Origin of the sequence: Pseudomonas sp. 2835 (assembly GCF_050435905.1) — a bacterium.
GTDB lineage: Bacteria > Pseudomonadota > Gammaproteobacteria > Pseudomonadales > Pseudomonadaceae > Aquipseudomonas.
Window position 1 is genome coordinate 334,928 of sequence record NZ_JBNDLE010000001.1, and the last position, 23,149, is coordinate 358,076.

The following is a 23,149-nucleotide window of genomic DNA, read 5'->3' on the forward strand; positions in this document are numbered from 1 at the left end:
TGACGAGGCGACATGCACATGAGCTTTAGCGGATACAACTTCATTGGCGGCCAGCGCAGCGCCCTGGGCGATACCCTGGTCTACAGCGTCGATGCCCACACGGGCGAGCGCCTGCCGGGCGCCTTTCACCAGGCCAGCCTGGACGAAGTCGACAATGCGGTGACAGCAGCCAGCGCCGCGTTCCCGGCCTATCGCAAACTCTCGGCCGAGCGCCGGGCGCAGTTTCTCGACGCCATCGCTGACGAGCTCGACAGCCTGGGTGAGGATTTTATCGCCGTGACCTGCCAGGAAACCGCGCTACCCAGTGCGCGCATTGTTGGCGAGCGCGCACGTACCAGCGGCCAGATGCGCCTGTTTGCCCAGGTGCTGCGCCGTGGCGATTTTTATGGCGCGCGCATCGACCGCGCCTTGCCAGCGCGCACGCCACTGCCGCGCCCGGAGCTGCGCCAGTACCGGATTGGCGTCGGCCCGGTGGCGGTGTTCGGTGCCAGCAACTTCCCCCTGGCGTTCTCCACCGCCGGCGGTGATACCGCCGCGGCCCTGGCTGCCGGTTGCCCGGTGGTGTTCAAGGCCCACAGCGGCCACATGGCCACTGCCGAGCGGGTTGCCGAGGCGCTGGTGCGTGCTGCCGAGCGTACGGGCATGCCGGCGGGTGTGTTCAATATGATTTTTGGTGGCGGCGTCGGCGAGGCGCTGGTCAAGCACCCGGGCATCCAGGCCGTGGGCTTTACCGGCTCGCTCAAGGGCGGCCGCGCCCTGTGCGACATGGCCGCCGCCCGGGCGCAGCCGATCCCGGTATTCGCCGAGATGTCGAGCATCAACCCGGTGCTGGTGTTGCCACACGCCCTGGCCAGCCGCAGTGCGCAGCTGGCCAAAGACTTGAGCGCCTCGGTGGTGCAGGGCTGTGGCCAGTTCTGCACCAATCCGGGCCTGGTGCTGGGGATTCGCTCGCCGGCTTTCAGTGCCTTTATCGAGCAGCTCAGCGGCCATATGGCCGAACAGGCGCCGCAGACCATGCTCAATGCCGGCACCCTGGCAAGCTATGGCAAGGGTATCCAGGCACTGCTGGCCCACCCCGGTGTAGAAAAACTCAGCGGCCTGACGCAATCCGGCAACCAGGCGCAACCGCAGCTGTTCAAGGCCGATGTCAGCCTGCTGCTGGAGCAGGATGAGCTGCTGCAGGAAGAAGTCTTCGGCCCGTGCACGGTGGTGGTCGAGGTCAATGATGAGGCCGAGCTGTTGCGCGCAGTCAACGCCCTGCATGGCCAGCTGACCGCCACCTTGCTGGCCGACAGCGACGACCTGGCCGCTTTTGGCCAGCTGTTCGAGGTGCTCGAAGTGAAGGTCGGGCGGGTGCTGCTCAATGGCTACCCGACCGGCGTCGAGGTGTGCGATGCGATGGTCCATGGCGGCCCGTACCCGGCGACCTCCGATGCCCGTGGCACGTCGGTCGGCACCCTGGCGATCGACCGGTTCCTGCGCCCGGTGTGCTACCAGAACGTGCCCGATGCCTTGCTCCCCGAAGCGCTGCGCGATGCCAACCCGCTGGGTATCCAGCGCCTGGTCGATGGCAAGCCGAGCAACGCGGCCCTGAACTGATCACGGAGCAACAGCGATGAGCCACGCCAGCCGCGTAGATGTGCAAAGCCTCACAGCCTTCGTCGAGCAATTGTTTGAAGCCGCCGGTGCCGATGCCGAGGTCGCCCGGGTAGTCACCCGGGTACTGCTCGAAGGCGAGCTGCTGGGCCATCGCACCCATGGCCTGAACCTGGTCAGCCGCTATATCGGCGGTATCCAGGCAGGGCAGGTCAAGGCCCAGGCAGGGCTGCTCGAACAGCTTGCGCACAGCGGTATTTCCAGCCTGTTCGACGGTCATTATCTGCTCGGCCCGTACTGCGTCAGCCGCGCCCTCGACTGCGCGGCCCAGGGCGCAACGGCACAAGGCATTGGCATTGCCGTGGTGCGCCGGGCGGCGCACATCGGTTGCCTGGCGGCCTACCTGCAGCCGTTCACCGAGCGTGGCCTGGTGGCCATGCTGTATTCCAGCGACCCGTCGGTGGCGCTGGTTTGCGCCCACGGCGGTATTGAACCTGTGTACACGCCCAACCCGATTGCCGCCGGCATTCCGACCCGTGGCGAGCCGATTTTGCTCGATGTGAGCATGTCGACCGTGACCCTCGGCCTGGTCGGCCAGTGCCGCGACAGCGGGCAGCGACTGCCGCACCCGGTGTTGCTGGGCAACGACGGGCAACTGAGCGACAACCCGCAAGATTTTTTCACCACCCCGAGCGGCAGCATCCTGCCCCTGGGCGGCCAGGCCTTCGGCCACAAGGGCTTTGCCCTGGCGCTGCTGGTCGAGGCGCTGACCTCGGGGCTGGCGGGCCATGGCCGCAAGGACGCGCCGGATCAGTGGGGCGCCTCGGCTACCGCCGTGGTTATTGATCCGCGCTTTTTTGGCGGGCTTGACGCCTTCACCGATGAAACCTCGTTCCTCGGCCAAATGGTGCTCGCCAGCCGCCCGGTCGACCCCGAGCGCCCGGTGCGCCTGCCTGGGCAAGCGGGATTGAAACGGCGCAAGCAGGCCTTGAGCGAAGGCTTGAGCCTGTCGCCACAGCTGATCGATGACCTCAACCAGCTCACCGGGCAACTGCAGTGCCCGACACTTTCGCATTAACCGACAACAAGAGCGCTGACATGACAGACCAAGCGAACACCCAAGCACCGCTGCAACTGAGCAAAGACGCAGCGTTATTCAACACCGGCACCTGGATCGGCCGCGTCTGGCTGGCGCAGCAGGGCCCGGCCGTGGTGCTGGTCAAGGCCGGCGCCGTGCACGATATCAGCGCCCATGTGGCGACCGTGTCGGCCTTGCTCGAAGTACCTGAGCCGGTGGCCTACTTGCGTTCTCTGCCGCTGGGCCAGGCGTTGATCGAGTTGCCGGCGCTGCTGGCCAACAGCGACCCGAATCATCGCGATCCGGCCTTGCCCTGGCTGCTGGCGCCGATCGACCTGCAGGCGGTCAAGGCCGCCGGCGTGACCTTCGCCGCCAGCCTGCTGGAGCGGGTGGTCGAGGAGCAGGCCAAGGGTGACCCGGCCAAGGCCGACGCGATCAGGGCGACGCTAGCCAGCCGCATCGGTGCCGACCTGTCGCAGATCGTCCCGGGCTCGGCGCAGGCTGAAGCCTTGCGCAAGGTCCTGGTCGAGCAGGGGCTGTGGTCGCAGTACCTGGAAGTGGGCATCGGCCCGGACGCCGAGGTCTTCACCAAGGCCCAGCCGTTGTCGGCGGTCGGCCATGGCGCCGATATCGGCATTCACCCGAAGTCGAGCTGGAACAACCCCGAGCCGGAAGTGGTGCTGGCAGTGTCGAGCAACGGCACGGTGCAGGGCGCCACCCTGGGCAACGATGTCAACCTGCGCGACTTCGAAGGGCGCAGCGCCTTGCTGTTGTCCAAGGCCAAGGACAACAACGCCTCGACCGCACTGGGGCCGCTGCTGCGCCTGTTCGACGAGACCTTCAGCCTTGATGACGTGCGTGGCGCCGAGGTCGACTTACGGGTCGAAGGCCTGGACGGCTTTGTGCTCCAGGGCCGCAGCTCGATGCGCCAGATCAGCCGCGACCCGCTCGACCTGGTGCAGCAGACCCTGAACGAGAACCACCAGTACCCCGACGGCCTGGTGCTGTTTCTCGGCACCCTGTTCGCGCCCAAGCAGGACCGCGACCAGCCGGGCAACGGCTTTACCCACAAGCCTGGTGACGTGGTCACCATCAGCAACCCGCAACTGGGCAGCCTGTGCAACCGGGTGACCACCAGTGACCTGGCGCCGCAGTGGACGTTCGGTTTGCGCGCACTGATCGACAGCCTGGGTCGCCGAGGCCTGCTGGAGGTGGCGGTAACCGCCCGTCAGCCCTGAACCACCGAAGTTGCCCAAGGATGAGTGTGTGACCGCCTGAAGGATCGCCCCGGCGTTGAAACCGCTGCAACAATAATAATAAAGGCCATCAGATGAACACACTGAAGAAGTACCAGCGCATCACCGTTGTCTTCCTGCTGTTGATCGGCATCGTCAACTACCTGGACCGTAGCGCGCTGTCGATCGCCAACACCTCGATCCAGAAGGACATGATGATCAGCCCGTCGCAGATGGGCATCCTGCTCTCGGCGTTTTCCATTGCCTATGCCTTCGCCCAGTTGCCCATGGGCCTGATCATCGACCGCCTGGGCAGCAAGATCGCCCTTGGCGCCTCGTTGCTGGCCTGGTCGGTGGCGCAATCGGCGTTCGGCATGGTCAACAGTTTTGCCGGCTTCATGGGCTTGCGCGTGCTGCTGGGGATTGGCGAGGCGCCAATGTTCCCCTCGGCGGCCAAGGCATTGTCGGAGTGGTTCGATGCCAATGAACGCGGCACGCCCACCGGCATCGTCTGGTCGTCGACCTGCCTGGGCCCTTGCCTGGCGCCGCCGTTGCTGACGCTGTTCATGGTCAACTTCGGCTGGCGTGGCATGTTCATCATCACCGGCGTGCTCGGCATCGTCCTGGCCCTGTGCTGGCTGACCTTCTTCAAAAGCAAGGCGCAGTACCTGGCCGAGCTTGCCGCCCAGGGCAAACCCTTGCCGGGCGAATACCAGGCGCCGCAGCCTGCGGCCGTGCCCAAGGCATCGTACTTCGCCGGCTGGCTCGACCTGTTCAAGCACCGCAGCACCTGGGGCGCGATCCTCGGTTTCATGGGGGTCATCTATATGCTCTGGCTGCACCTGACCTGGCTGCCCGGCTACTTTGAGCGCGAGCACGGCCTGAACCTGTACAAGACCGCCTGGGTGGTATCGCTGGCCTATGGCTTTGGCGCCGTCGGCACCATCGTCGCCGGGCGCTTCTGCGACCTGCTGGTACGCCGTGGCCTGAGCATCCTGGGCAGCCGCAAGTTCAGCGTGATCACCGGCCTGGTGCTGGCCGCGCTGTTCACCTTGCCGCTTTCGTATGTCAGTGGCTTGACCGCGTGCATCGTCCTGCTGTGCCTGGCGCTGTTCAGCATCAACATGGCCAGTGCCACGGCCTGGATGATCGTCAACACCATCGTCGACAGCCGCCGGGTGGCCTCGTTCGGCTCGATCCAGAACTTTGGCGGCTACATTGCCGGCTCCGTCGCACCGATCGTCACCGGTTTCAGCATCCAGTACTCGGGATCGTTCAATACCGCGTTCATGATCAGTGCGATCGTCGCGCTGTGTTCGGCGCTGGCGTACTTCCTGTTGCTCAAGGCGCCGATTGGCAATGCACAAGTCGCGCCTGAGCAGGTGGTGGGTGTGACGCAATAAGGGGCAGGGTGCAGGGGGCGATGATTGATCACGCCACCCTGCGTTGTTACTGCACCGGGTTGATGAACGGCCCACCGGTGACCTGGACGAACAGCTTGCGAAACTCTTCGTTTTCAGGGGTAAGGATCAGTGCCTGGCGCAGAAACTCCACGCCCTCGCGGGCATTGTCCAGCTGGCAATTGAGGGCGAAGGCCAGGTACAGGTTCTGGGCATTGAAGAAATCGTACGACAGCGCGACCTTTACCAGCTGCAATGCCCCCTCGAAGTCCTGGGCCTGATAGCGTGCATTGAATGCCTCGTTGAACTGGCCGGCGTCGCTGACCCGCAGGGCCGACAGCCCGGGCTGCTTGCGCAACACCACGGTGTGGCCGTTGCCGACTTTCGAGTCGGTTTCTTCAATGGTTTCGATCAGCCAGTGCCCCAGGCCTACCGAGTTGATCATGTTGATCGCCCGCAGCATGCTCTGCAGCGAGAACACATGGTAGTGCCCGCGCCAGTTGTATTCTGGCATCACGCTCATGTCGACGCGTTTTTCGAACGCATCGATCATCGACTCCAGGGTGGTCAGGGCGCGCACCCGGTCATTGGGGTCGGCGTTTCTTTTCGGGAAGATGCAAAAGAACACGCCATTGTCCTTGATCACCCGCGCCGCCTCGATGTAGGCGGCAAACAGGTTGGGCACGTGTTCGATGACGTGCGAGCTGATCAGGTAGTCGAAGGTTTGATCGGCGAACGGTATGTCGGTGAAATCGCCCAGGGCGTCGATCCGGGCAGGCGGGACCTGGTAGTTGGCCTGTTCGTTCTTGTAGAGGTTGAAGTCTTGCAAGTCCAGCGGGTACAGAAACGACTCACCGTCACAGGGGCCCAGATTGAGGCAGTCTGGCAAGTAAAAAGCGTTATGGCTGGCGGCGCCAATCTCCAGACCGGCACCCTGGCAATACTTGTTGGCCAACGCCATACCCATCTCGTTCATATCGAATCCTGTCTGCCCCTGAAAATAGATGCCAGGCAGAGTATACGGCCTGGCTCACACTTTATCGGCAGCGGCGACAGATTGTTGAGGGCGCCCGGGGTTAAAGAAACTTGATCGGGTAATTGACGATCAGGCGGTTCTCGTCAATGTCGTAGCTGCTGAAATCCCGGCGCAGGGTCGAATTGCGCCAGCGCAGCGACAGGTCCTTGAGCGGGCCGCTCTGGAACACGTAACCCAGCTCCGTCTCGCGGCCCCATTCCTTGCCGTTGTCGGTGGCGCTGGTGTGTACATGATCACCCGCCAAGTAGCGGTTCATCAGGGTCAGGCCCGGCACGCCGAGGGCAACGAAGTCGTAGTCGTGACGCAACTGCCAGGAACGTTCGCGGGCACTGTCGTAGCTGGAGTTGTAGGTGTCGTTGGCCATCGGGTAGCCAGCGGTGCCGTTGACCCGCATCCAGCCGGTCTCGCCGTACACCCGTTGCAGGCCGAGGGAGAAGGTGTGTGCGCCGGTTTTGGCAGACAGCATCAGGGTCGCGGTTTTGTTGTCCAGCTCACCGGCCTTGGCCGCGCCATGTTCATCGCCCAGAAACAGGCCAAGGTTGGCGCCCAGCTTCCAGTTGCCCACGGCCTGGCTATGAATCAGGTTCAGGTACTGCTGCTGGTAGATGTCCTCGAGCTGGGCATACCACAGGCCCACCTGCGTGGCCTTGTCGTTGAACAGGTACTCGCCGCCGGCAAAGTTGAAACGGTCGGAAGTTGCATCGGGCCGGCCGGTCATGAACATGCGCTCCATGCTGGCGTCGTTGCGCGGGCTGTTGCCGCGAAACTGGCCGGTGTAGAGGGTCAGGTTGTCGATTTCCCGCGAAGTCAGCTGGGCGCCGCGAAAAGTCTGTGGCAGCGAGCGGCCATCGTCGGAACGCAAGATCGGCAACAGCGAAACCCATTCACCGACTTTCAGTTCCGTCTTCGAATAGCGGGTCTTGAGCGCAACCCCCAGGCGGCCAAAGTCGTCGGCCGGGCGGCCGTCATCGTGCACCGGCAGCAGTTGTGTACCGGCCGTGCCGCGACCGCCGTCGAGCTTGACCGAGTACAGCCCCAGCAGGTCGACGCCAAAGCCCACGGTGCCCTGGGTGAAGCCCGAACGCAGGTCGAAGATGAAGCTCTGGGTCCATTCCTCGGCCTTGCCCTGGGGGTAGGCCGGGTTTACGAAATTGCGGTTGTGGTAGAAGTTGCGCAGGTTCAGCGACGCCGTGGTGTCGTCGACCAGGCCGGCTGCCGAGGCGCCAAGCGAGGCCGTCGAGCAGATGAACAGTGACGCAAGGTTAACGGTTTTGGTGCGTGCAAGGATCTTCATTATTGTTATTTCCTTTCTAGTGAGCGCAGCAAGCCCTCGCAGCGCAAAGGCTGCGAAAAATGGCGTTTACCAAGGGAGTGGGGGTCAGGCGCCGATCAGGGCAACCAGTGCGGGCACGGTGAGCACGGCGGTGTAGTAGCCCATGAACTGCACGCCGATGTTGAAGCCCAGAAAGCGCGAGAGAAATCCGCCCAGCAGGCCAATGGTGACGATCACCAGCAAGCCGAGCAGGCCGCCTTCCCAGATGCCGATCACCAGGATCAGGCCGACAAAGGTCGCGATCACCGCTTCATGGCTGATCTTGCGCGACACGTAGGAGGCTGCCCGGTGCGCGTAGTTCATGGTGAAGGGGTAGGCAATCAGGATGGCGACAATCACCGCCAGCATGCCGTAGCCGAGAAACTCCCAGGTGCTGAGCAGCGAATGCAGGTTGTTGACCTGGCCGCTGGCGGCATCGACGCTAAAGCGCGGTGGCGCGTTGAACAGCGGCGCAGCCGGGCCGGCGGCGACCGGGCTCAGCGGCAGGCCGAAGGCAATCAGCGGAATCAGCGCTTCGGCGATGTAGGTGGACTCGGTGACGCCGTTGCGCGCGGTGATCACTGTGGTCAGGCGATGGTAGACATGCTTGACCCGCGAACCGACGGCCTCACCCATGATCACGGTCATGGCCACCGGGCTGAACACGAAGGTGGCGCTGGAGACCACCGCAGTAACGGCCGTCCACAGGCTCTGCTTGCTGTCGAGCACGCGCAGCGGGTTGGGAAAGAAACCGCCCCAGCTTTTAACGTCAGGCGACAACGAGAAGGTCCGCGGTTGCTGGCGCCGCATGCTGGCGCGCTCGGCCGGCGCCAGCAGGGAGAACAGCGCGGCGATCAACGGGCCGATGGCAATGCCGAGGAAGTAGCTGACGCTGAGCTTGACCCCATGCTGCGCGGTCAGGGTCTGCAGGCCGATAATCACCATGACGAACGGGATCAGGGTCAGTACCGCCGCCAGGCGGCCCTTGGAGAACCAGGCGATGGCCACCGCCGCCAGCAGGAATACCCAGGGCGCCGCATGCTTGATCATGTCGCCGAATGGCGCCAGCATCACCGCAAACAACACCGCCATGGGCACGGCGATCAGGGCGGCGATCACCGCGCCGGAAATCATCTTGCGCAGGGCGATGTGCGGAACCCCGAGGTTGCGCAAAAAGTTCGCCTCGCGCATCAACGGCGTGGCCATGGTGTCGCCCGGGATGCCGAGCAAGGCGGTCGGCACCGCATGGGTCATGTGCTTGGCCACGGCGCCGGCCAGAAAGAAGGTCAGCACGCCGGGGGCTGGCACGCCCAGCAGCACCACCAACAGCGTCAGCGGCGCGAGGGTAGTGGTTTCATCGCTGCCGGAGATCAGGCCGATACCGGCGAAGATCACCGCGCCGAGGATACCCATGCCCAGGGCGATCAGAAACTGATCCATCAACAGGGCAATCATGAGCGGCCTCCTGCGGCGCGGACCACCACGGCAGGTGTCACGTCAGGGTTGTCCGGGGGCGAGCGCAGGCCTTTTTCGTAGTCGGCGAACAGGTCATACAGGTCCATCTCGCGCAGTTCGGCAATCGTCGCCGCCGGCAGGTCGCTCAAGCTGCCAAGCGGGCCGAATTCGTTCTGCAGCTCCACAAGAATTTTCGCCCGCCAGGCCGGGTCTGCCAGGTGCTCGACGACGTTGCGCTTGGGCTTGAACAGCGCTGCGCTGATGGCGCCGCCTGCCAGGCAACCGACGATACCGACCAGCATGGCGTAGGCGCGGGCCATTTGCAGCGACTCGACCCAGCCCGTCAGCAGGTGCTGGGCGGTGAAAAACGCGCCGAGGCTGACACAGGCGCCGATGGCGATGGAACAGATCAGGTGACGACCGTCGACGGTGTCGCCCCAGACTTCGAACAGTTCGGCTTTCATCGGGATTCTCCCACTGCCCTTGCGGGCTTTTATTGTTATGAAGGTGAAGAGATAACGCTTAATGCATTGCACACAGGCGGCGTTGGGCGAGCAGGGCACGGGCGACCCTGGAGCCGCTTGGCCGGCCGAGTTCGGCGCTGATGAACTCACCGGCATCGATCAGGGCGCCAAGGTCGACGCCATGGCTCACGCCCAGGCCGTCGAGCAGGTACACCAGTTCTTCACTGGCGACATTGCCGGTGGCGCCGGGCGAATACGGGCAGCCACCCAGGCCTGCGACCGAACTGTCGAACACCCGTACGTCGGCTTCCAGCGCCGCATGGATATTGGCGATGGCCATACCGTAAGTATCGTGGAAATGCCCGGCCAGGGCGCTGACCGGCACCACCTGGCGACAGGCCGCGATCAGCGCCCGGGTCGCCGCCGGCGTACCGCTGCCGATAGTGTCGCCGAGGCTGATTTCGTAGCAGCCCATGGCAAACAATTCAGCGCTGACCGCAGCCACAGCTTCAGGCTTCACTGCACCGGTAAACGGGCAAGCCATGACGCACGACACGTAGCCACGCACGCGGATGCCGGCGTCACGGGCGCGGACCATGACCTGCTGGTACTGGCGCAGGCTTTGCGCAATCGAGCAGTTGATGTTCTTCTGCGAGAACGCCTCGGAGGCAGCGGCGAACACCGCGACCTCCCGGCAGCCTGCGGCTATTGCCGCCTCCAGCCCTTTGAGGTTGGGCACCAGCGCCGTCCAGGTTACCCCCGGGCGCACGGGCAATGCCTTGAACACCTGATCGGAGCCGGCCATCTGCGGTACCCAGCGCGGCGAGACAAACGCCCCGGCCTCCAGGGTTTGCAGCCCGGCGTCGGCCAGGCGTTGCAGCAACTGCACACGGACCTGCGGCGACAGCGTCAGGGTTTCATTCTGCAGGCCATCGCGTGCGCCCACTTCGACCAGCCGTACCGCGTCCATTACTGCGCCCGCTTGTGCTTGAGCAGTTCCGCCGCCTTGTCGGCGCGCACATCGCGGGCCTCGACCATCTGCTTGACCAGCCAGTTGAGCTCATCGCCGCGGGCCCCGGCTGCCAGGGCAATGTTGCGTGCGTGCAAGGCCATGTGCCCGCGCTGAATGCCTTCGGTCGAGAGTGCCCGCAGTGCCCCGAGATTTTGTGCCAGGCCCACGGCGACGGCGATTTCGGCCAGTTCCTGAGCAGTTTTCACCCCGAGGATGCGCAGCGACAGTTGCGCCAGCGGGTGGGTCTTGGTGGCGCCGCCGACCAGGCCGACCGGCATCGGCATCTCCAGGGTACCGACCAGATGGCCCTGGCGGTCCTTTTCCCAGGTGGTCAGCGAGCCGTAGTGGCCGTTGCGGCAGGCATAGGCATGGGCCCCGGCTTCCACCGCGCGCCAATCGTTGCCGGTGGCGACGATCAACGGGTCGATGCCGTTCATGATGCCCTTGTTGTGGGTGGCGGCCCGGTAGGGGTCGACCACGGCAAAATTGTACGCATCGAGGATGCCCTCGATGACCTCTTCACCGCTGTAGGCGCCCGTGCCCAAATGCTCGGGAGCAATGCGCAGCTGAGCCCTGGCCAGGCGCAGGTCGGCGAGGTTGGAAAGGATGCGCAGGCGCACCTTGCCGCCGGTGATTTCCTCCAGCAGCGGCGCCACCGCCTCGGCCATGGTGTTGACGGTGTTGGCGCCCATGGCATCGCGCACGTCGACGATCAGGTGGGCGACCAGCATCGGCCCGCGCGGGCTCTGGGCGAAGGTGTGTACTTCGATGTCGCGGCAGCCGCCACCGAGGCTGTTGAGCAGTTGGTCCTTGCGGTTGGCCAGTTCGATAATCTCGTCCTTGCGGCGCATCAGGCTCAGGCGGGCATTGAACGGGTCGTCGATCTCGACGATCTGCACCTGGGCACGCATCAGCGGCAGCGAACTGGAGGTCTGGAAGCCACCGGCCTCGCGGGCCAGCTTGGCCATGAACGAGGCGGCGGCGACCACCGAAGGCTCTTCGACCACCAGCGGCACGATGACGTCGCGGCCGTTGATCTGGAAGTTGCTGGCCACGGCGTAGGGCAATTCGAAAGTGCCAAGGACGTTCTCGATCATGCCGTCGGCGATTTCCAGCGGCAGGGCGCCGGCATCGCGGAGCAGGGCGAGGTCCTGCTCGGGCAGGTCGAGCACTGCTTGCAAGTGGCTCAAGCGTTCAGCAGGCGACATGGCGCGGAACATGGGCAGGCGGGAGTCGATGCTCATGGGGAGGCTCTCTTGCAGTTATTGTTGTGAGATGGCGCCACCCTAGTCCGAACTGTTGTGCTAAAGAAGGTACAGTTTGGACAGACAGTACCCAAGCTGTACCCTCAGTGGACAAAAGGCATTCAGGACACCTGACGATGGCGCGGCTGACACTCGCAGAACAACTGGCGGCATCCCTGGCCGGGCAGATCGGCAATGGCACCTACCGGGTCGGCGAACGCTTGCCGTCGCTGCGCGAGTGCATGCGCCTGTTCGGCCATTCGAAGAACACGGTGATCAACGCCTATGAAGCGCTGGCCGCCCAAGGGCTGGTCGAAGCCCGGCACGGGCAGGGCTTTTTCGTCAAGCAAGGCGCACCCAACGGCCACGAAGCCGAAGAACCGATGCCCTACGAGCGGGCGATGGACACCATCTGGCTGATGCGCCAGCAGTTCGTCCGTGAGCCCGGCCACTCACCGCTGGGCGAGGGCTTCCCGCCGGTCGAGTGGCTGATGGACATGCGCCTGGACAAGTTCACCCGGCAGATCATGCGCACCGGGGTGACCACGCTGTTTCGCTATGGCAACCGCCTGGGCAACGCCAGCCTGCGCCAGCACCTGGTGCAGAAGCTCGCCAGCTATGCAATCAACGCCAGCCCCCGGCAAATCGTCACCACCCACGGCGCCAACCATGCCCTGGACCTGATCATCCGCCGCTTCGTCGCCCCGGGCGACAGCGTGCTGGTCGAAGACCCGGGCTATTACCCGCTGTTCGGCAAGCTGCAACTGCAAGGGGCGCGGATGCTCGCGGTGCCCAGGCTGGCGGATGGCCCGGATATTGACGTGCTGGAGCAGCACCTGCGCCTGCACAAGCCCAAGCTGTTTTTCATCCAGTCGGTGGGCCACAACCCGACCGGCTCGGACATTTCCCCAAGCAAGGCCCATCGGCTGGTGCAACTGGCCGCTGAACATCAGTTCATCCTGGTGGACGACGATGCCCTGGCCGACTTCAAACCGGCCTCGGCGATCAAGGTCTCGGCGTTGGACCAGCTGCAGCGCTCGCTGTACGTCGGCAGTTTTTCCAAGTCGGTGTCGGCGGCGCTGCGGGTCGGCTTCATTGCCGGCAGCAAGGAGGTTATCGACGAGCTGGGCGACCTGAAGATGCTCCTGCACACCAGCAGCTCGGAATTGTGCGAGCGCACCGTTGACGTGATCCTCACCGAAGGGCACTTTCTGCGCCACCTGATCCGCCTGCAGGAACGCCTGAAAGCCGCCACCACGGCGGGTTTGCAGATGCTCGACGAGATCGGCGCAGAGGTGTTTGTGCGGCCAGAGCAGAGCCTGTACCTGTGGGCGCGGTTTCCCGGGGTCGAGGATGCCAAAGCGCTGACCCGCCAGCTGTTGCCCAAGGGCTTCATGATTGCCCCCGGGCATATCTTTTCGCCCGAGCAGGCCCGGGTGAACCCATGGACGCGGTTGAATGTGGCGTATTTGAATGAAGCATTGCTCAAGGCAATGGTGAGGGACTGAATGAGCGAAGACTACGCAGTGTGGGACATTGATCAGATACTTGAGGCCTATGCCAATGAGCCTGCGCGCAGATCCAGCGTAGAGGCTGGACTGACTTCGCTCTTCGTGTTCCTGGAAACGAATCAACTGCTCACCTGTCGGGTCACCGACTCGTAACGAAGATGCTGGAGAAAGCCCTGGCAGACGCTCGACGGCCTTCGTCGCAGCCGTAACCACGCTGGCCAGGCAGCAGCCATCGGGCGTCACTGTCGATTTTTCGGTGAAGACGTTGTGCTCTCAGCCTAAGATCTTCGCGCCGATAGCGATCTTACGCTTGCCTCAGACGATAGGCCGTGGCGCTCCAGTAGCTATTGCCATTGCGCTGTTGGCGAGTCCAGCCGGCAGCCTCCAGCTGCCTGGCGATCAACTGATTCATGATGCCGTGGCCAAGCAGCAGCACGGGCCCTTCAGCAGCAAGGGCCTGAAGCCGTTGCGCTGCCTGGCCAGCTCGTACGCTGGCCTCGCGGGCAGATTCCATCCTGCCTGAGAAACCGCAAAACCATAAGACACGAAGAATGAAGGCCCAGGTAAACGGCGAAAGGCGCGGTAGAGCCCAACGCCCATGAGGCAATTGCGCCTCGCAGAACAGCTCGTCTACCAGACTGGGCTGCAAGCCCAGCGCCCGAACGGATTGCAGTGCCCGAGGCGCGGTGCTCGATACAATCACTTGGGCGGTAGCTGCCAGCTCAACGCTAACCTTTGGCGCGGGCTGGCTGTTGATTTCGCAACGTTCGTACTGCTCGATCCAGTGCTGCATATCGCGCGCTGAAATGTTGCCGGAGGTGGCCAGCGACGGCTGGCCATGTCGCATCAAGATGATTTCCTTATCCACTGCGTTCCATTCCTTGATTTGCGCTTGCGTGAGCAGGTGTTGGCTTAAGGTGTCTGTCAGTTGCACGCGCTATTGAGCTTCTGCAGTTCAATTTGCTCGGCGGCACTGCGTTCAAGGTTGATGCGCTCTTCGTCCAGATACCGATAAATATTCTGGAGGTTGACGATTTTCTGTTTGAGCTCGGCCATCTTTTTTTCAATCAGCTTTGCCCCGGCAGCGCAATCGATCAGCTTGTTGCGCTGTGCATCGAGAATCTCGCCAATTTCCCCAAGGGAAAAGCCCATGCTTTGTGCGCGCTGGATAAAGTCCAGGTCCTGCAGGGTTTGTGCGCTGTAGACGCGGTAGTTGTTCGTCCGCCGCTGGGGTGATATCAAGCCGATCTGTTCGTAGTAACGAAGGGTGTGTCGACTCGCTCCGCTGCGGGCTTCCAGTTCGCCGATTCTCATGAAAACACCGCTTGACTGTAGAGTTGGGTCGACAGTTTACGCTTGGTTTTTCACCTTACCAAGGAGCAGGAAAATGAGCGTGGAGTGTTTTGTCACAGGGGGGACGGGTTTCATCGGTCAGCACCTGGTGGCCCACTTGAGTGCCCAGGGGCATACGGTTCGGGTCTTGATGCGTCGCCCGGAACGCTTGGCCGAGTTGCGTGAACACGTCGCCAACCTGGGGGGCAACGCCGCCCGGGTGTTTGCCGTGGCGGGCGATTTGCAGCGCAGCAAACTGGGCCTGAGTATGGCTGACCGGGCACTGCTAAGGCAGGCCAGCATCGTGTTTCATCTGGGTGTCCAGTTCACCTGGGGGCTGACGCTGCAACAGTCACGGGCAGTGAACGTCGAGGGGGCCAGGCAAGTGGCACTGTTGGCCGCGGAACAAAAGAGCCGCTTGGTGACGGTCGGCGGCTACATGCTGAAGAATCACCAGCACCTGCGCACGATCGGCATCGATCCTCAGCGTGCGCAGCTGACGGACTGGCCCGCCGTCTACCGCAAGGTCGGTGGTTACGAGGCAAGCAAGCTGGAGGCGCATTTTGCCACCCTGCAGGTCATGTCGGCCCAAGGAGGGGAGGTAACCGTTGTCCACCCTGCGACCGTGTGCGGTCACAGCCGCACCGGTCATATCCTTGAGAGCCAGCCCCTGGCGACGCTGATACGCAACCTGGCGCAAGGAAAGCTGGCGGCAGTGCCAGGTACCCCCGAGCATTGGCTGCCACTGGTTACCGTGGACTATCTGGTTGAGCTGCTGGCAGCCTGCGCCTTTGATGACGCCATGGTTGGCCAGGAGCTGCTCGCCCTTGATGAGCGGACACCCAATCTACGCGAACTCCTGGCCCAAATGGCGCAGCCGCTTGGTGTGAAACCGCCAAGGCATCACCTGTCGCTGCGACTGATGAAATGGCTCCTGCGCCTGCCTCCCATCGCGCGGTTTTTGAACACCAGCGTCGAAGCGTTGGACTTTATCCAGACCCAGCGTTTTGATACGGCGGCGCTGGAGCTGTTTGCCAACCGGCATGGCATAGCCAAACCGGATATCCGCGAGGCGCTGCAACTCACCGCAGTGTTCGTCAATGCACAGTACCGGGGGGAGGGCACCGGCCGAGGAACGCCTGCAGGCCCTGCTGGTAGTCCTCGGCCGGCATAAGCTCGCTGTCTTTGACAATCACCAAGGCCTGGCCCTGGCTCACCATCGGCGCGCTCGCCACGAGGTAGCAGTACGGCGATTCCTGCACCTGAACGATCTGCTCCCAGGCCAGGACGCTGGTGCCGACGCCGGCTTTGTCGAGGCTAAAGCCCTGCTCGTCGAAGCGCAGGCAATAGCTGCCTTCGATCGATTTCAGCGGCGCGCGCAAGCGGGCTTCGATCAGCCGCTGATTGAGCCCGCGCAACGGTGCCCGGGGCTTGGCGTGGTTGGCGGCGATGCGTGCTTGCAGGTGTGTGATCCAGCGCCCGGAAAACCGCCACCAGAGCGGGATGAACAGCAGCACGAACAGTCCCAGGGTGATGACTTTTTGCGGGGTGAAGCGTCGTTCGGGGAAATAGATCGCCAGCAGGCCGCCGACCAGGCACAGGGTGAACATCAGCGGGCCGACCAAGCGGCTTTGCCAACGGGCAAAGGTGGCCATGGCCCGGGCTTGCTGCTGATCCTGCTTGAGCAACTCATGCTCGAGCCGTTCGGCCATCCAGGTCTGGAGATGGGCGGGGGTGATGCAGTAGTGCAATTCCATGGCGGGTTTGATCCGAGGTCCGTATTCGGTGGGGGCGGCAGTCTACCGGTTTTTGCCCCGTAGCGGCCCGTGGCTCAGGCGGGAAACTGCTCGACATGGCGCTCTATCCACGCGTACAGGCACTCGTCGAGCTGCGGGCGCTGCTCGGTGAAGCGCTTGTGGCAGGCAGTGAACAAGGCGTCCTGGTTGACCCGCGCAGCGAGCTCGACCGCGCCTTCGCTCCCGCCGTGGGCTGCCCGCAGCTGTTGTTGGCGCTGGTCGGCCTGTACCAGGGTGTCCGCCAGGGCATCCCGTTGCAGATGCCTGAACTGGGCGATGGCCTGCGGCAGGTGAAAGTACAGGGCACAGTCAAAACCCTCCCAGTCCTCGAAGGCCAGCCATTCGTGCAGCACCATGAAACAGCGCGTGGCCGGGGGCAGTTGCTCCAGCTGCGCGAAGTCCAGCCAGTACTGGCGCGGCAGTTGCGCGGCGGTTTCCAGCGCCTGGGCAATCAGGTTCAGGGCCTGGGCCCTGTCCCGGTGATGCTTGCGCAGGATGCGCTGGGTCAGGCCGAAGCGCGCATTTTCAATGGCGCTCAGGGCACGGTTCAGGTCGTAGCCTGCGTTGTGCAGGTGCGCCCGGGCCTGATCGGCGGGCAGCCCGGACTTGTCCACCAGCACCTGCAGCAGCTCGGCCTTGTAGCACTCGGCGGCTTGCTGCGGGTCGCCTGCGCAGCGCTCCAGCAAGGCCAGGGCATGGCGCAGGCCGATGGAGATGGCGCTGCGCAGTTGTTGCAGGGCCTGGGTGTGGGTCGGGTCCATTGACTGGCTACCTCGGGAGTTGTCTATGTTTGGCGAACCTGTCACGGCACCTGCAAGCTCGGCAGTGCGGCCCGACCCTGCGCCGAGAGCAGCGGCTGCAGTTGTTGCCAGGTGAAGCTCAGGTCGACATCACAGCCATCGCCGCTGGGCTGGTTGGCCAGGCGCAGGCCCTGGGTGTCGAAACTCAGGTCGTAGCTGCTGTAGCTGGCGACATCCGGGCAGTCGCTGTCTGCCGTGGTCTGGGTTTGTAGCCAGCTGGCGAATTTTTTCGGCAGCTCGACATGCCCGGTGTAGGGGCTGTCCCACGCAAAGCGCGTACCGATCCAGGTCCAGGGGTCGACGCTTTCGCCGGTTTGCAGGTTCCAGCTGTGCAGGCCCCAGCTGATGCCGCCGCGACCATAGCCTGCGCTCCAGCGGTAGAACCTGACGGTGATCCACTGTGATGACCAGTAGGTGGGTTCGACGCTGATCTCGCTTGTCTCGGCGGAGCCGCTGCGGCCGAGGAATTCGCGGCGCTCGCTGAAGAATGTGTTCTGGCCTTCGGGGCTTGCGGCCAGGCGGGCCAGGTGTTGATTGATTTTATGGATGGCCGGGGTATTGCCGTTGAGCTTCAAGGTGACCTGGGCGCCTTGGGTGCGCACTTGATAGGCATGCGTGCCGAAGGTCTTTTTCTCGACCTTTACCGGCAGGGGGGCCGCCTCCATGGGCGCGTTATAGGCGTCGCCACCACAGCCTTCGGCGCTGGTGCGGGTCAGCGCCAGGGGCAACGGCGTGCTGCCCGCAGCCTTGCTCCAGGTTCCGCTCAGCCTGTCGCCCTCGGGCGCGTCCAGTTGCCAGTAGCCGGTCTTGCCGGCTTCCACCCAGGGTTCTCCGGCCATCTCCTGGCCAAGCGAGATGGGGCTGAGAAAACGCTGGTAGTAGTAGCTGCCGTTGCGGTCGGGGGCGGCGTTGAAACAGGCGGTGATCGGCGCTTTGCCCAGCGTGCCTTGCCAGACGCCGGCAAGGTCGCTGGGCGCGGCGCTGGCGTAACCACACGCACCAGCGAGAGTCAGCAGGGCCAGGGGCTTGAGCATGAGGATCGGACTTCCAGTTGTCTGACGGGCAGGCATCATAGCCAATGATTGGCTCCTGAGGTATTGAACCAATAGCTGCCCTTGCTCCACTCGCCCCTGATCCCACTGTCTAGCGGGGGCTAAAGACCCGGTTCACGCCCCCACCATCAAGCACGGCATCAATCAGCGCCCGCGCCGTCTCGATGTGCTGGCCGGCGCCGTACACCAGGGAGTGGTCGTTGAGCGTCAGGTGGTCGAGCGCGTCGCTGACCGTGGCCTCGGCGCATTTCAGCAACTGGCAGGCATGCAGCAGCGCTTCTTCAGCGGGAATGCCGGCGCGAACAGTGAACATGTGATTGCTGCCAAACGGGGTGCTGGCGGTGGTTGCGGTGGACAGTTCGAGGCTGGGGGGATCGGGGACTGGCTTTTTCATGGTTGACCTCTATGTAGGAGTGGAGCAACCACGCTTCGCTGCTAAACGAAGGGTGGCAGCTGTACGCGGGTTAGCAGACCGGTCATAGAGGACCCCGGCGCACCCGAAGGCGCCCCACGTACAACCGCCATAACAGCGGTGTGCCGTCGACCTCATATGAATGTTCCGGACTGCTAAATCCGATCGTTGATCTTCCAACGACGGCAGCAGCCTAGGGCCATAAAAGGCTCGGCACAATAGCGCAACGGCGGCGGAAGTATGATTCAGAACGGTCTTACAGAAAACACCTACAGCGTCGCGATTTGTCGCTGTTTACTGTGGGAGCAAGCCCAATGATCGGCAGAAACCAGTAGAGTGCGCGTCACTCCCTCAATTGTTGCTTGAAGCATGAACCGTCCGCTGTTTGTTTCCCTCGATGGGCCCAAGGGCACCGGCAAGACCACGCTCCTGGAGGCCGTGACCAAAGCCCTGCGCGCCGACAAGCACAAGGTGATCCGCCTGTGCGAGAAAAAAAGCGATCCCTTTCGCGGTGCAACCATGGCCCTGGTCAACCAGCTGGTGCGCAATCCCTGCCGGGATCTGGAACTGGCCGTGTGCGAGCGCCTGGCCGACAGCCGCACCTGGATATCCGAGCATGTGCTGACTAAACAGCCCGCCGACAGCATCATCCTCATCGATCGCTGGTACCCGTCCGATGCAGCGTTTCGCCGCCTGGTGCCGTTTGCCGAGATTCTGCAGTTGAACCTGGAGCGCAACGTACGGGTGCCGGACCTGCATGTCGGGGTGGTCACCGACCCTCAAGTGTCGTGGGCGAGGGCCGCGGCACGCAACCGCGGGCTGAACAGCACGGTGATGCACAGGCTCGAAGAGCACGTGGCGAGTACCCAGGCGTTCGAGCGCGCGGTTGCCGATAACGGTTGGGTGCTGTGCCGCAATGAAGGCACGATCGAGGAAGCCACCCGGCAGGTGGTTTCGTCGATCTATGCAGTCCTGCACTAGGCTCTGTACGAAAAGCCTTGATACTTGGTCATGCAGCGTTGAAAACAGCCTCGGAATGCTCATTTACAACCCGTAAACTCCGCTTCCTCGGCTGTTTTCGCCTTGCCTGACCTGCGTCTCAAGACTTTTCATACAGACCCTAGCAACGGCTACTGTTTCTCGGCCAGCTATTCCTCGGCCAGCACCAGCCCCTGGTCCTCACCCAGAAAGCCGCCACTCTGGTGCTGCCACAGCCGCGCGTAGGTGCCGTTGCGCGCGAGCAGTTCGGCGTGGGTGCCTTGCTCGATGATGCGCCCCTCGTCCATGACGATCAGCCGGTCCATCGCCGCGATGGTGGAGAGCCGGTGGGCGATGGCGATGACGGTCTTGCCTTGCATCATTTCGCCGAGGCTTTCCTGGATTGCTACTTCCACTTCCGAATCCAGCGCGCTGGTAGCCTCGTCGAGCAGCAGGATCGGCGCGTTCTTGAGCATCACCCGGGCGATGGCAATGCGTTGGCGCTGGCCGCCCGAGAGCTTGATGCCGCGCTCACCGACCAGGGTGTCGTAGCCGCTATGGCCCTGCTTGTCGCTCAGCTGGCTGATAAAACCATCGGCCTGGGCGTGGTAGGCCGCCGCGCGGATTTGCGCGTCAGTGGCATCCGGGCGGCCATAGGCGATGTTGTCGCGGATGGAGCGGTGCAGCAGGGAGGTGTCCTGGGTGACCATGCCGATGGCGCTGCGCAGGCTGTCCTGGGTGACCTCGGCGATGTTCTGGCCGTCGATGCGGATCACCCCCTTGTCGACGTCGTAGAAGCGCAACAGCAGGTTGATCAACGTCGACTTGCCGGCGCCGGAGCGGCCCACCAGGCCGACCTTTTCGCCGGCGCGGATGTTCAGGTTGAGGCCATCGAGCACCTGCCGCTCGCCGTTGTAGTTAAAGCTGACATTGTCAAAACTCACCGCGCCGCCGCGGGTCTGCAGCACGCCGGCGTTCGGCGCATCCTGCACCTTGGGGCCGCGGGTCAGGGTGGCCATGCCGTCCTGGACGGTGCCGATGTTCTCGAACAGCGCGGTCATTTGCCACATGATCCAGTGCGACATGCCATTGATGCGCAGGGCCATGGCGGTAATCGCCGCCACCGCGCCGGTGCCGACGTCACCCTGGTGCCACAACCACAGGGCGTAGCCGCCGGCGCCGATGATCAAGGCCACCACCAGCGCCTGGTTGACGATTTCGAACTGGCTGACCAGGCGCATCTGGCGAAAGCCGGTCTGCTTGAAATCTTCCATCGCCGCGCGGGCGAAGTGCGCTTCACGCTTGGAGTGGGAGAACAGCTTGACCGTGGTGATGTTGGTGTAGGCGTCGGAGATACGCCCGGTCATTGAAGAGCGGGCATGGGCCTGCTCCTGCCCGACCTTGCCCAGGCGCGGCACGAAGTACAGCATGGCCAGGCCGAACAAGGCGACCCAGGCAATAAAAGGCAGCATCAGCTTAAGGGCGAAGCCACCGGCCAGGGCGATGATGGCGATGAAGTACACGCCGATGCCGGGGATGATCTCGATCAGGGTGAACAGCACCTCGCGCACGGCGAGGGCGGTCTGCATCACCTTGGTGGTCACCCGCCCAGAGAATTCATCGGAAAAGAACGACAGGCTCTGGCGCAACATCAACCGGTGGAAGTCCCAGCGCAGGCGCAGCGGCAGGTTGATCGCCAGTACCTGGTGCTGGACCATGGTGCGCAGCGCCACCAGGCCGATGCTGGTCAACAGCACGATACCGATGCCCCACAGCACGCGCCGTTCCTCGCCGTCGGTGGCGCCACCGGCCTGCCAGGTCGAGAGCAGGTCGACCACCTGGCCGAGAAAGGCGAACAACCAGGCTTCGTAGATCGACACACTGGCACTGAGCAGCGCGAGCGCAAGCACATAGCCGCGCGCGCCACGGGTGCAGGCCCACAGAAAGCGCAACAGGCCTACCGGTGGCGGTGGTACTTCGTCGGGCGGGAAGGGGTCGAGGCGGCGTTCAAAGATCTGCAGCATGGTGGCTTCCGAAAACGTGTAGCCCTGTAGTCTAGCCGGACGATGACATCAGTGGGCATCGACCTATCCTGTGCCGATGCCTCCCCACCCCCAGGAGTACCACTGATGGCCCTTACTTTGGACGACCTTGTCGAGATCGAGCACATCAAGCAGCTCAAGTACCGTTACTTTCTTGCGGTTGATTGCCATGACTGGGCGGCACTGGAGGGGTGCCTTGCCGAAGACCTGACCACCGCCCTGGACGGCGGCAAATACAGCTTCGACAGCCGGGCAGCCTTTATTGACGGGCTCAAGGCGATACTCGACCGGCCGACGTTCCTGTGCAAACACCACGGGCACCATCCGCAGATCGAAATCCTCGGGGCCGACACCGCGCGTGGCAGCTGGTACCTGGAAGATCACGCCATCGACCTTGAGGGCGACTGGCTGCTGCACGGCACGGCGCTGTACCAGGATGCCTACGTCAAGCGTGACGGGCGCTGGTTGATCGTTGCCACAAGCTACCAGCGCCTGTTTGAAACCGTGACCTCACCGATACCTGCGCAGCTCAAGGTCACGGCCAACCTGTTTGACCGGCCCTAGAGGCGATATTGACTGGTGGGCAGCACGTCGATCTTGTCGAAATCGATAAAGCGTGCGCAGCTGTCCATCATGATTGCCAGGTTGCGCTGGAACTTCGCCTCGTCGCCGACCGCGTCGAAGAAGGCTTGAGGGTCGGTCATCGCCGCCGGCGGGAAGCACTCTTCGACGATGGCGTCGATCGGCGGGGCGCCGTGGGTCAGCACCTGCACCACCAGGTTCTGCACGTACTGGAAGTTGTCCTGGGTGTCGATGGCCACTGCCGTGTGGTGGTTGCGCCAGATGTCCAGCCAGGCTTGCGGGGTCAGGCGAGGAGGGCGGGTCAGCAGGGCTACTTGCGCAAAACCGTAGGTTCGCTCGCCCGGCGCGCAAGCAAAGCGTGTGTTAGCGATGGCCTCGGACTCACACACCAGATAGGCCGCCATACGCGCGGTTGCCGCCGTGACGAGCCGGTCGAACGGCTGCCTGGCACTGGCGTTGGCGCTGTCCAGCCACAGCGACAGGCAGGCGTGCGGCAGTGGCCGGTTGTTCTCCTGGCGCAGGCCTGCCGCCGCGTCGACGTCGCTGTCGGCCAGGTTGAGTTGCAGCCTTTGCGCACCCAGCGCCTGCAGTTGCGCGGCAACTTCGCAGCGCAGTTGCCGGGCAAAGGTTTCGCGCGGGGTCTGGGTGTCGCGCCAGAGCAGGTAGATGACTTTTTCCATGGCGATCAAGGTCCTTCGCAGTTGGTCAATGAACGGGCGGGGTATCGACCCAAAGCCATGCTGGGGGCAACGCGAAACCACGGAATCCTCCGAACAGACTAGCGCTGGCCCCTGTTCAAACGCTTTGCCACA

At 63.5% G+C, this 23,149-nt stretch carries 22 protein-coding genes; 8 read left to right on the top strand and 14 right to left on the bottom strand.

The annotated features are described in order from the left end of the window. The first annotated feature begins 18 nt into the window (after positions 1-18). From ABIE20_RS01235 to ABIE20_RS01250, 4 genes are all read left to right on the top strand, one after another. Complete coding sequence (locus tag ABIE20_RS01235; protein ID WP_429502108.1) at positions 19-1,599, top strand: aldehyde dehydrogenase (NADP(+)); 1,581 nt, start codon at positions 19-21, stop codon at positions 1,597-1,599. A 16-nt stretch (positions 1,600-1,615) separates the two neighbouring features. Further along, on the top strand, positions 1,616-2,674 hold the full coding sequence (locus ABIE20_RS01240; protein WP_429502110.1) for an Ldh family oxidoreductase: 1,059 nt from the start codon (positions 1,616-1,618) through the stop codon (positions 2,672-2,674). Positions 2,675-2,694: 20 nt separating this feature from the next. Beyond that, positions 2,695-3,912, top strand: a complete 1,218-nt coding sequence (locus ABIE20_RS01245; RefSeq protein WP_429502112.1) for a fumarylacetoacetate hydrolase family protein — start codon at positions 2,695-2,697, stop codon at positions 3,910-3,912. A gap of 92 nt (positions 3,913-4,004) precedes the next feature. Then, the gene (locus tag ABIE20_RS01250) at positions 4,005-5,312 is read left to right on the top strand and encodes an MFS transporter (RefSeq protein WP_429502114.1); all 1,308 of its coding nucleotides are present in this window, start codon (positions 4,005-4,007) and stop codon (positions 5,310-5,312) included. A 46-nt stretch (positions 5,313-5,358) separates the two neighbouring features. On the opposite strand, the gene ABIE20_RS01255 is transcribed toward ABIE20_RS01250, so the two are convergent. The 6 genes from ABIE20_RS01255 to ABIE20_RS01280 all read right to left on the bottom strand — a co-directional run bounded on the left by ABIE20_RS01255 (position 5,359) and on the right by ABIE20_RS01280 (position 11,832). Beyond that, entirely contained in the window at positions 5,359-6,285 is a 927-nt protein-coding gene (locus ABIE20_RS01255) for a class I SAM-dependent methyltransferase (RefSeq protein WP_429502116.1), read from the bottom strand. Positions 6,286-6,385: 100 nt separating this feature from the next. Continuing rightward, positions 6,386-7,639 carry an OprD family porin gene (locus tag ABIE20_RS01260; protein ID WP_429502118.1) on the bottom strand — a complete coding sequence of 418 codons (1,254 nt, stop codon included), beginning with the start codon at positions 7,637-7,639 and terminating at the stop codon, positions 6,386-6,388. A gap of 84 nt (positions 7,640-7,723) precedes the next feature. After that, a complete protein-coding gene (locus tag ABIE20_RS01265) occupies positions 7,724-9,112 on the bottom strand; it encodes a tripartite tricarboxylate transporter permease (protein WP_429502120.1) in 1,389 nt (462 codons plus the stop codon). Further along, positions 9,109-9,576 (bottom strand): hypothetical protein, encoded by a 468-nt coding sequence (locus ABIE20_RS01270; RefSeq protein ID WP_429502122.1) that lies wholly within the window; start codon positions 9,574-9,576, stop codon positions 9,109-9,111. The genes ABIE20_RS01265 and ABIE20_RS01270 overlap by 4 nt, the downstream gene beginning before the upstream one ends. 58 nt (positions 9,577-9,634) lie before the next feature. Next, entirely contained in the window at positions 9,635-10,546 is a 912-nt protein-coding gene (locus ABIE20_RS01275) for a hydroxymethylglutaryl-CoA lyase (protein WP_429502124.1), read from the bottom strand. Next, positions 10,546-11,832: a hydroxymethylglutaryl-CoA reductase, degradative gene (locus tag ABIE20_RS01280; RefSeq protein ID WP_429502126.1), complete on the bottom strand. Its 1,287-nt coding sequence runs from the start codon at positions 11,830-11,832 to the stop codon at positions 10,546-10,548. The genes ABIE20_RS01275 and ABIE20_RS01280 overlap by 1 nt, the downstream gene beginning before the upstream one ends. Positions 11,833-11,969: 137 nt before the next feature. Here ABIE20_RS01280 and ABIE20_RS01285 point away from each other — a divergent pair, with 137 nt between their 5' ends. Beyond that, a complete protein-coding gene (locus ABIE20_RS01285; RefSeq protein ID WP_429502128.1) occupies positions 11,970-13,340 on the top strand; it encodes a PLP-dependent aminotransferase family protein in 1,371 nt (456 codons plus the stop codon). Positions 13,341-13,647: 307 nt separating this feature from the next. Here the strand turns inward: ABIE20_RS01285 and ABIE20_RS01290 are convergent, their stop codons facing one another. Together ABIE20_RS01290 and ABIE20_RS01295 are read right to left on the bottom strand one after the other, a co-directional pair. Next, complete coding sequence (locus tag ABIE20_RS01290) at positions 13,648-14,211, bottom strand: histidine phosphatase family protein (protein ID WP_429502380.1); 564 nt, start codon at positions 14,209-14,211, stop codon at positions 13,648-13,650. A 56-nt stretch (positions 14,212-14,267) separates the two neighbouring features. After that, on the bottom strand, positions 14,268-14,657 hold the full coding sequence (locus tag ABIE20_RS01295; protein WP_429502130.1) for a MerR family transcriptional regulator: 390 nt from the start codon (positions 14,655-14,657) through the stop codon (positions 14,268-14,270). Positions 14,658-14,730: 73 nt separating this feature from the next. On the opposite strand from ABIE20_RS01295, the gene ABIE20_RS01300 reads away from it, so the two are divergent. Then, positions 14,731-15,849, top strand: a complete 1,119-nt coding sequence (locus ABIE20_RS01300; protein ID WP_429502132.1) for an SDR family oxidoreductase — start codon at positions 14,731-14,733, stop codon at positions 15,847-15,849. On the opposite strand, the gene ABIE20_RS01305 is transcribed toward ABIE20_RS01300, so the two are convergent. From ABIE20_RS01305 to ABIE20_RS01320, 4 genes are all read right to left on the bottom strand, one after another. Continuing rightward, the gene (locus tag ABIE20_RS01305) at positions 15,773-16,432 is read right to left on the bottom strand and encodes a YcxB family protein (RefSeq protein ID WP_429502133.1); all 660 of its coding nucleotides are present in this window, start codon (positions 16,430-16,432) and stop codon (positions 15,773-15,775) included. The two genes, ABIE20_RS01300 and ABIE20_RS01305, sit on opposite strands and share 77 nt — an antisense overlap. 74 nt (positions 16,433-16,506) lie before the next feature. After that, positions 16,507-17,232, bottom strand: a complete 726-nt coding sequence (locus tag ABIE20_RS01310; protein ID WP_429502135.1) for a hypothetical protein — start codon at positions 17,230-17,232, stop codon at positions 16,507-16,509. A 41-nt stretch (positions 17,233-17,273) separates the two neighbouring features. Then, a complete protein-coding gene (locus tag ABIE20_RS01315) occupies positions 17,274-18,305 on the bottom strand; it encodes a hypothetical protein (RefSeq protein WP_429502137.1) in 1,032 nt (343 codons plus the stop codon). A 109-nt stretch (positions 18,306-18,414) separates the two neighbouring features. Beyond that, positions 18,415-18,717, bottom strand: a complete 303-nt coding sequence (locus ABIE20_RS01320; RefSeq protein WP_429502139.1) for a DUF6124 family protein — start codon at positions 18,715-18,717, stop codon at positions 18,415-18,417. A gap of 387 nt (positions 18,718-19,104) precedes the next feature. Between ABIE20_RS01320 and ABIE20_RS01325 the strand changes: the two genes are divergently transcribed. Next, complete coding sequence (locus ABIE20_RS01325) at positions 19,105-19,716, top strand: dTMP kinase (RefSeq protein ID WP_429502140.1); 612 nt, start codon at positions 19,105-19,107, stop codon at positions 19,714-19,716. 167 nt (positions 19,717-19,883) lie between these two features. Here the strand turns inward: ABIE20_RS01325 and ABIE20_RS01330 are convergent, their stop codons facing one another. After that, positions 19,884-21,737, bottom strand: coding sequence for an ABC transporter ATP-binding protein (locus ABIE20_RS01330; protein WP_429502142.1), 1,854 nt, complete (start codon positions 21,735-21,737; stop codon positions 19,884-19,886). Between the two features lie 105 nt (positions 21,738-21,842). On the opposite strand from ABIE20_RS01330, the gene ABIE20_RS01335 reads away from it, so the two are divergent. Continuing rightward, the gene (locus tag ABIE20_RS01335; protein WP_429502144.1) at positions 21,843-22,319 is read left to right on the top strand and encodes a nuclear transport factor 2 family protein; all 477 of its coding nucleotides are present in this window, start codon (positions 21,843-21,845) and stop codon (positions 22,317-22,319) included. Here the strand turns inward: ABIE20_RS01335 and ABIE20_RS01340 are convergent. After that, a complete protein-coding gene (locus tag ABIE20_RS01340; protein WP_429502146.1) occupies positions 22,316-23,017 on the bottom strand; it encodes an EthD domain-containing protein in 702 nt (233 codons plus the stop codon). The genes ABIE20_RS01335 and ABIE20_RS01340 overlap by 4 nt on opposite strands. Positions 23,018-23,149: the final 132 nt, after the last annotated feature.

Bases quoted from the DNA above. Each gene is read 5' to 3' on its own strand.
- ABIE20_RS01235 (WP_429502108.1), top strand. From the start codon at position 19: ATGAGCTTTAGCGGATACAACTTCATTGGCGGCCAGCGCAGCGCCCTG.
- ABIE20_RS01240 (WP_429502110.1), top strand. From the start codon at position 1,616: ATGAGCCACGCCAGCCGCGTAGATGTGCAAAGCCTCACAGCCTTCGTC.
- ABIE20_RS01245 (WP_429502112.1), top strand. From the start codon at position 2,695: ATGACAGACCAAGCGAACACCCAAGCACCGCTGCAACTGAGCAAAGAC.
- ABIE20_RS01250 (WP_429502114.1), top strand. From the start codon at position 4,005: ATGAACACACTGAAGAAGTACCAGCGCATCACCGTTGTCTTCCTGCTG.
- ABIE20_RS01255 (WP_429502116.1), bottom strand. From the start codon at position 6,285: ATGAACGAGATGGGTATGGCGTTGGCCAACAAGTATTGCCAGGGTGCC.
- ABIE20_RS01260 (WP_429502118.1), bottom strand. From the start codon at position 7,639: ATGAAGATCCTTGCACGCACCAAAACCGTTAACCTTGCGTCACTGTTC.
- ABIE20_RS01265 (WP_429502120.1), bottom strand. From the start codon at position 9,112: ATGATTGCCCTGTTGATGGATCAGTTTCTGATCGCCCTGGGCATGGGT.
- ABIE20_RS01270 (WP_429502122.1), bottom strand. From the start codon at position 9,576: ATGAAAGCCGAACTGTTCGAAGTCTGGGGCGACACCGTCGACGGTCGT.
- ABIE20_RS01275 (WP_429502124.1), bottom strand. From the start codon at position 10,546: ATGGACGCGGTACGGCTGGTCGAAGTGGGCGCACGCGATGGCCTGCAG.
- ABIE20_RS01280 (WP_429502126.1), bottom strand. From the start codon at position 11,832: ATGAGCATCGACTCCCGCCTGCCCATGTTCCGCGCCATGTCGCCTGCT.
- ABIE20_RS01285 (WP_429502128.1), top strand. From the start codon at position 11,970: ATGGCGCGGCTGACACTCGCAGAACAACTGGCGGCATCCCTGGCCGGG.
- ABIE20_RS01295 (WP_429502130.1), bottom strand. From the start codon at position 14,657: ATGAGAATCGGCGAACTGGAAGCCCGCAGCGGAGCGAGTCGACACACC.
- ABIE20_RS01300 (WP_429502132.1), top strand. From the start codon at position 14,731: ATGAGCGTGGAGTGTTTTGTCACAGGGGGGACGGGTTTCATCGGTCAG.
- ABIE20_RS01305 (WP_429502133.1), bottom strand. From the start codon at position 16,432: ATGGAATTGCACTACTGCATCACCCCCGCCCATCTCCAGACCTGGATG.
- ABIE20_RS01310 (WP_429502135.1), bottom strand. From the start codon at position 17,232: ATGGACCCGACCCACACCCAGGCCCTGCAACAACTGCGCAGCGCCATC.
- ABIE20_RS01315 (WP_429502137.1), bottom strand. From the start codon at position 18,305: ATGCTCAAGCCCCTGGCCCTGCTGACTCTCGCTGGTGCGTGTGGTTAC.
- ABIE20_RS01320 (WP_429502139.1), bottom strand. From the start codon at position 18,717: ATGAAAAAGCCAGTCCCCGATCCCCCCAGCCTCGAACTGTCCACCGCA.
- ABIE20_RS01325 (WP_429502140.1), top strand. From the start codon at position 19,105: ATGAACCGTCCGCTGTTTGTTTCCCTCGATGGGCCCAAGGGCACCGGC.
- ABIE20_RS01330 (WP_429502142.1), bottom strand. From the start codon at position 21,737: ATGCTGCAGATCTTTGAACGCCGCCTCGACCCCTTCCCGCCCGACGAA.
- ABIE20_RS01335 (WP_429502144.1), top strand. From the start codon at position 21,843: ATGGCCCTTACTTTGGACGACCTTGTCGAGATCGAGCACATCAAGCAG.
- ABIE20_RS01340 (WP_429502146.1), bottom strand. From the start codon at position 23,017: ATGGAAAAAGTCATCTACCTGCTCTGGCGCGACACCCAGACCCCGCGC.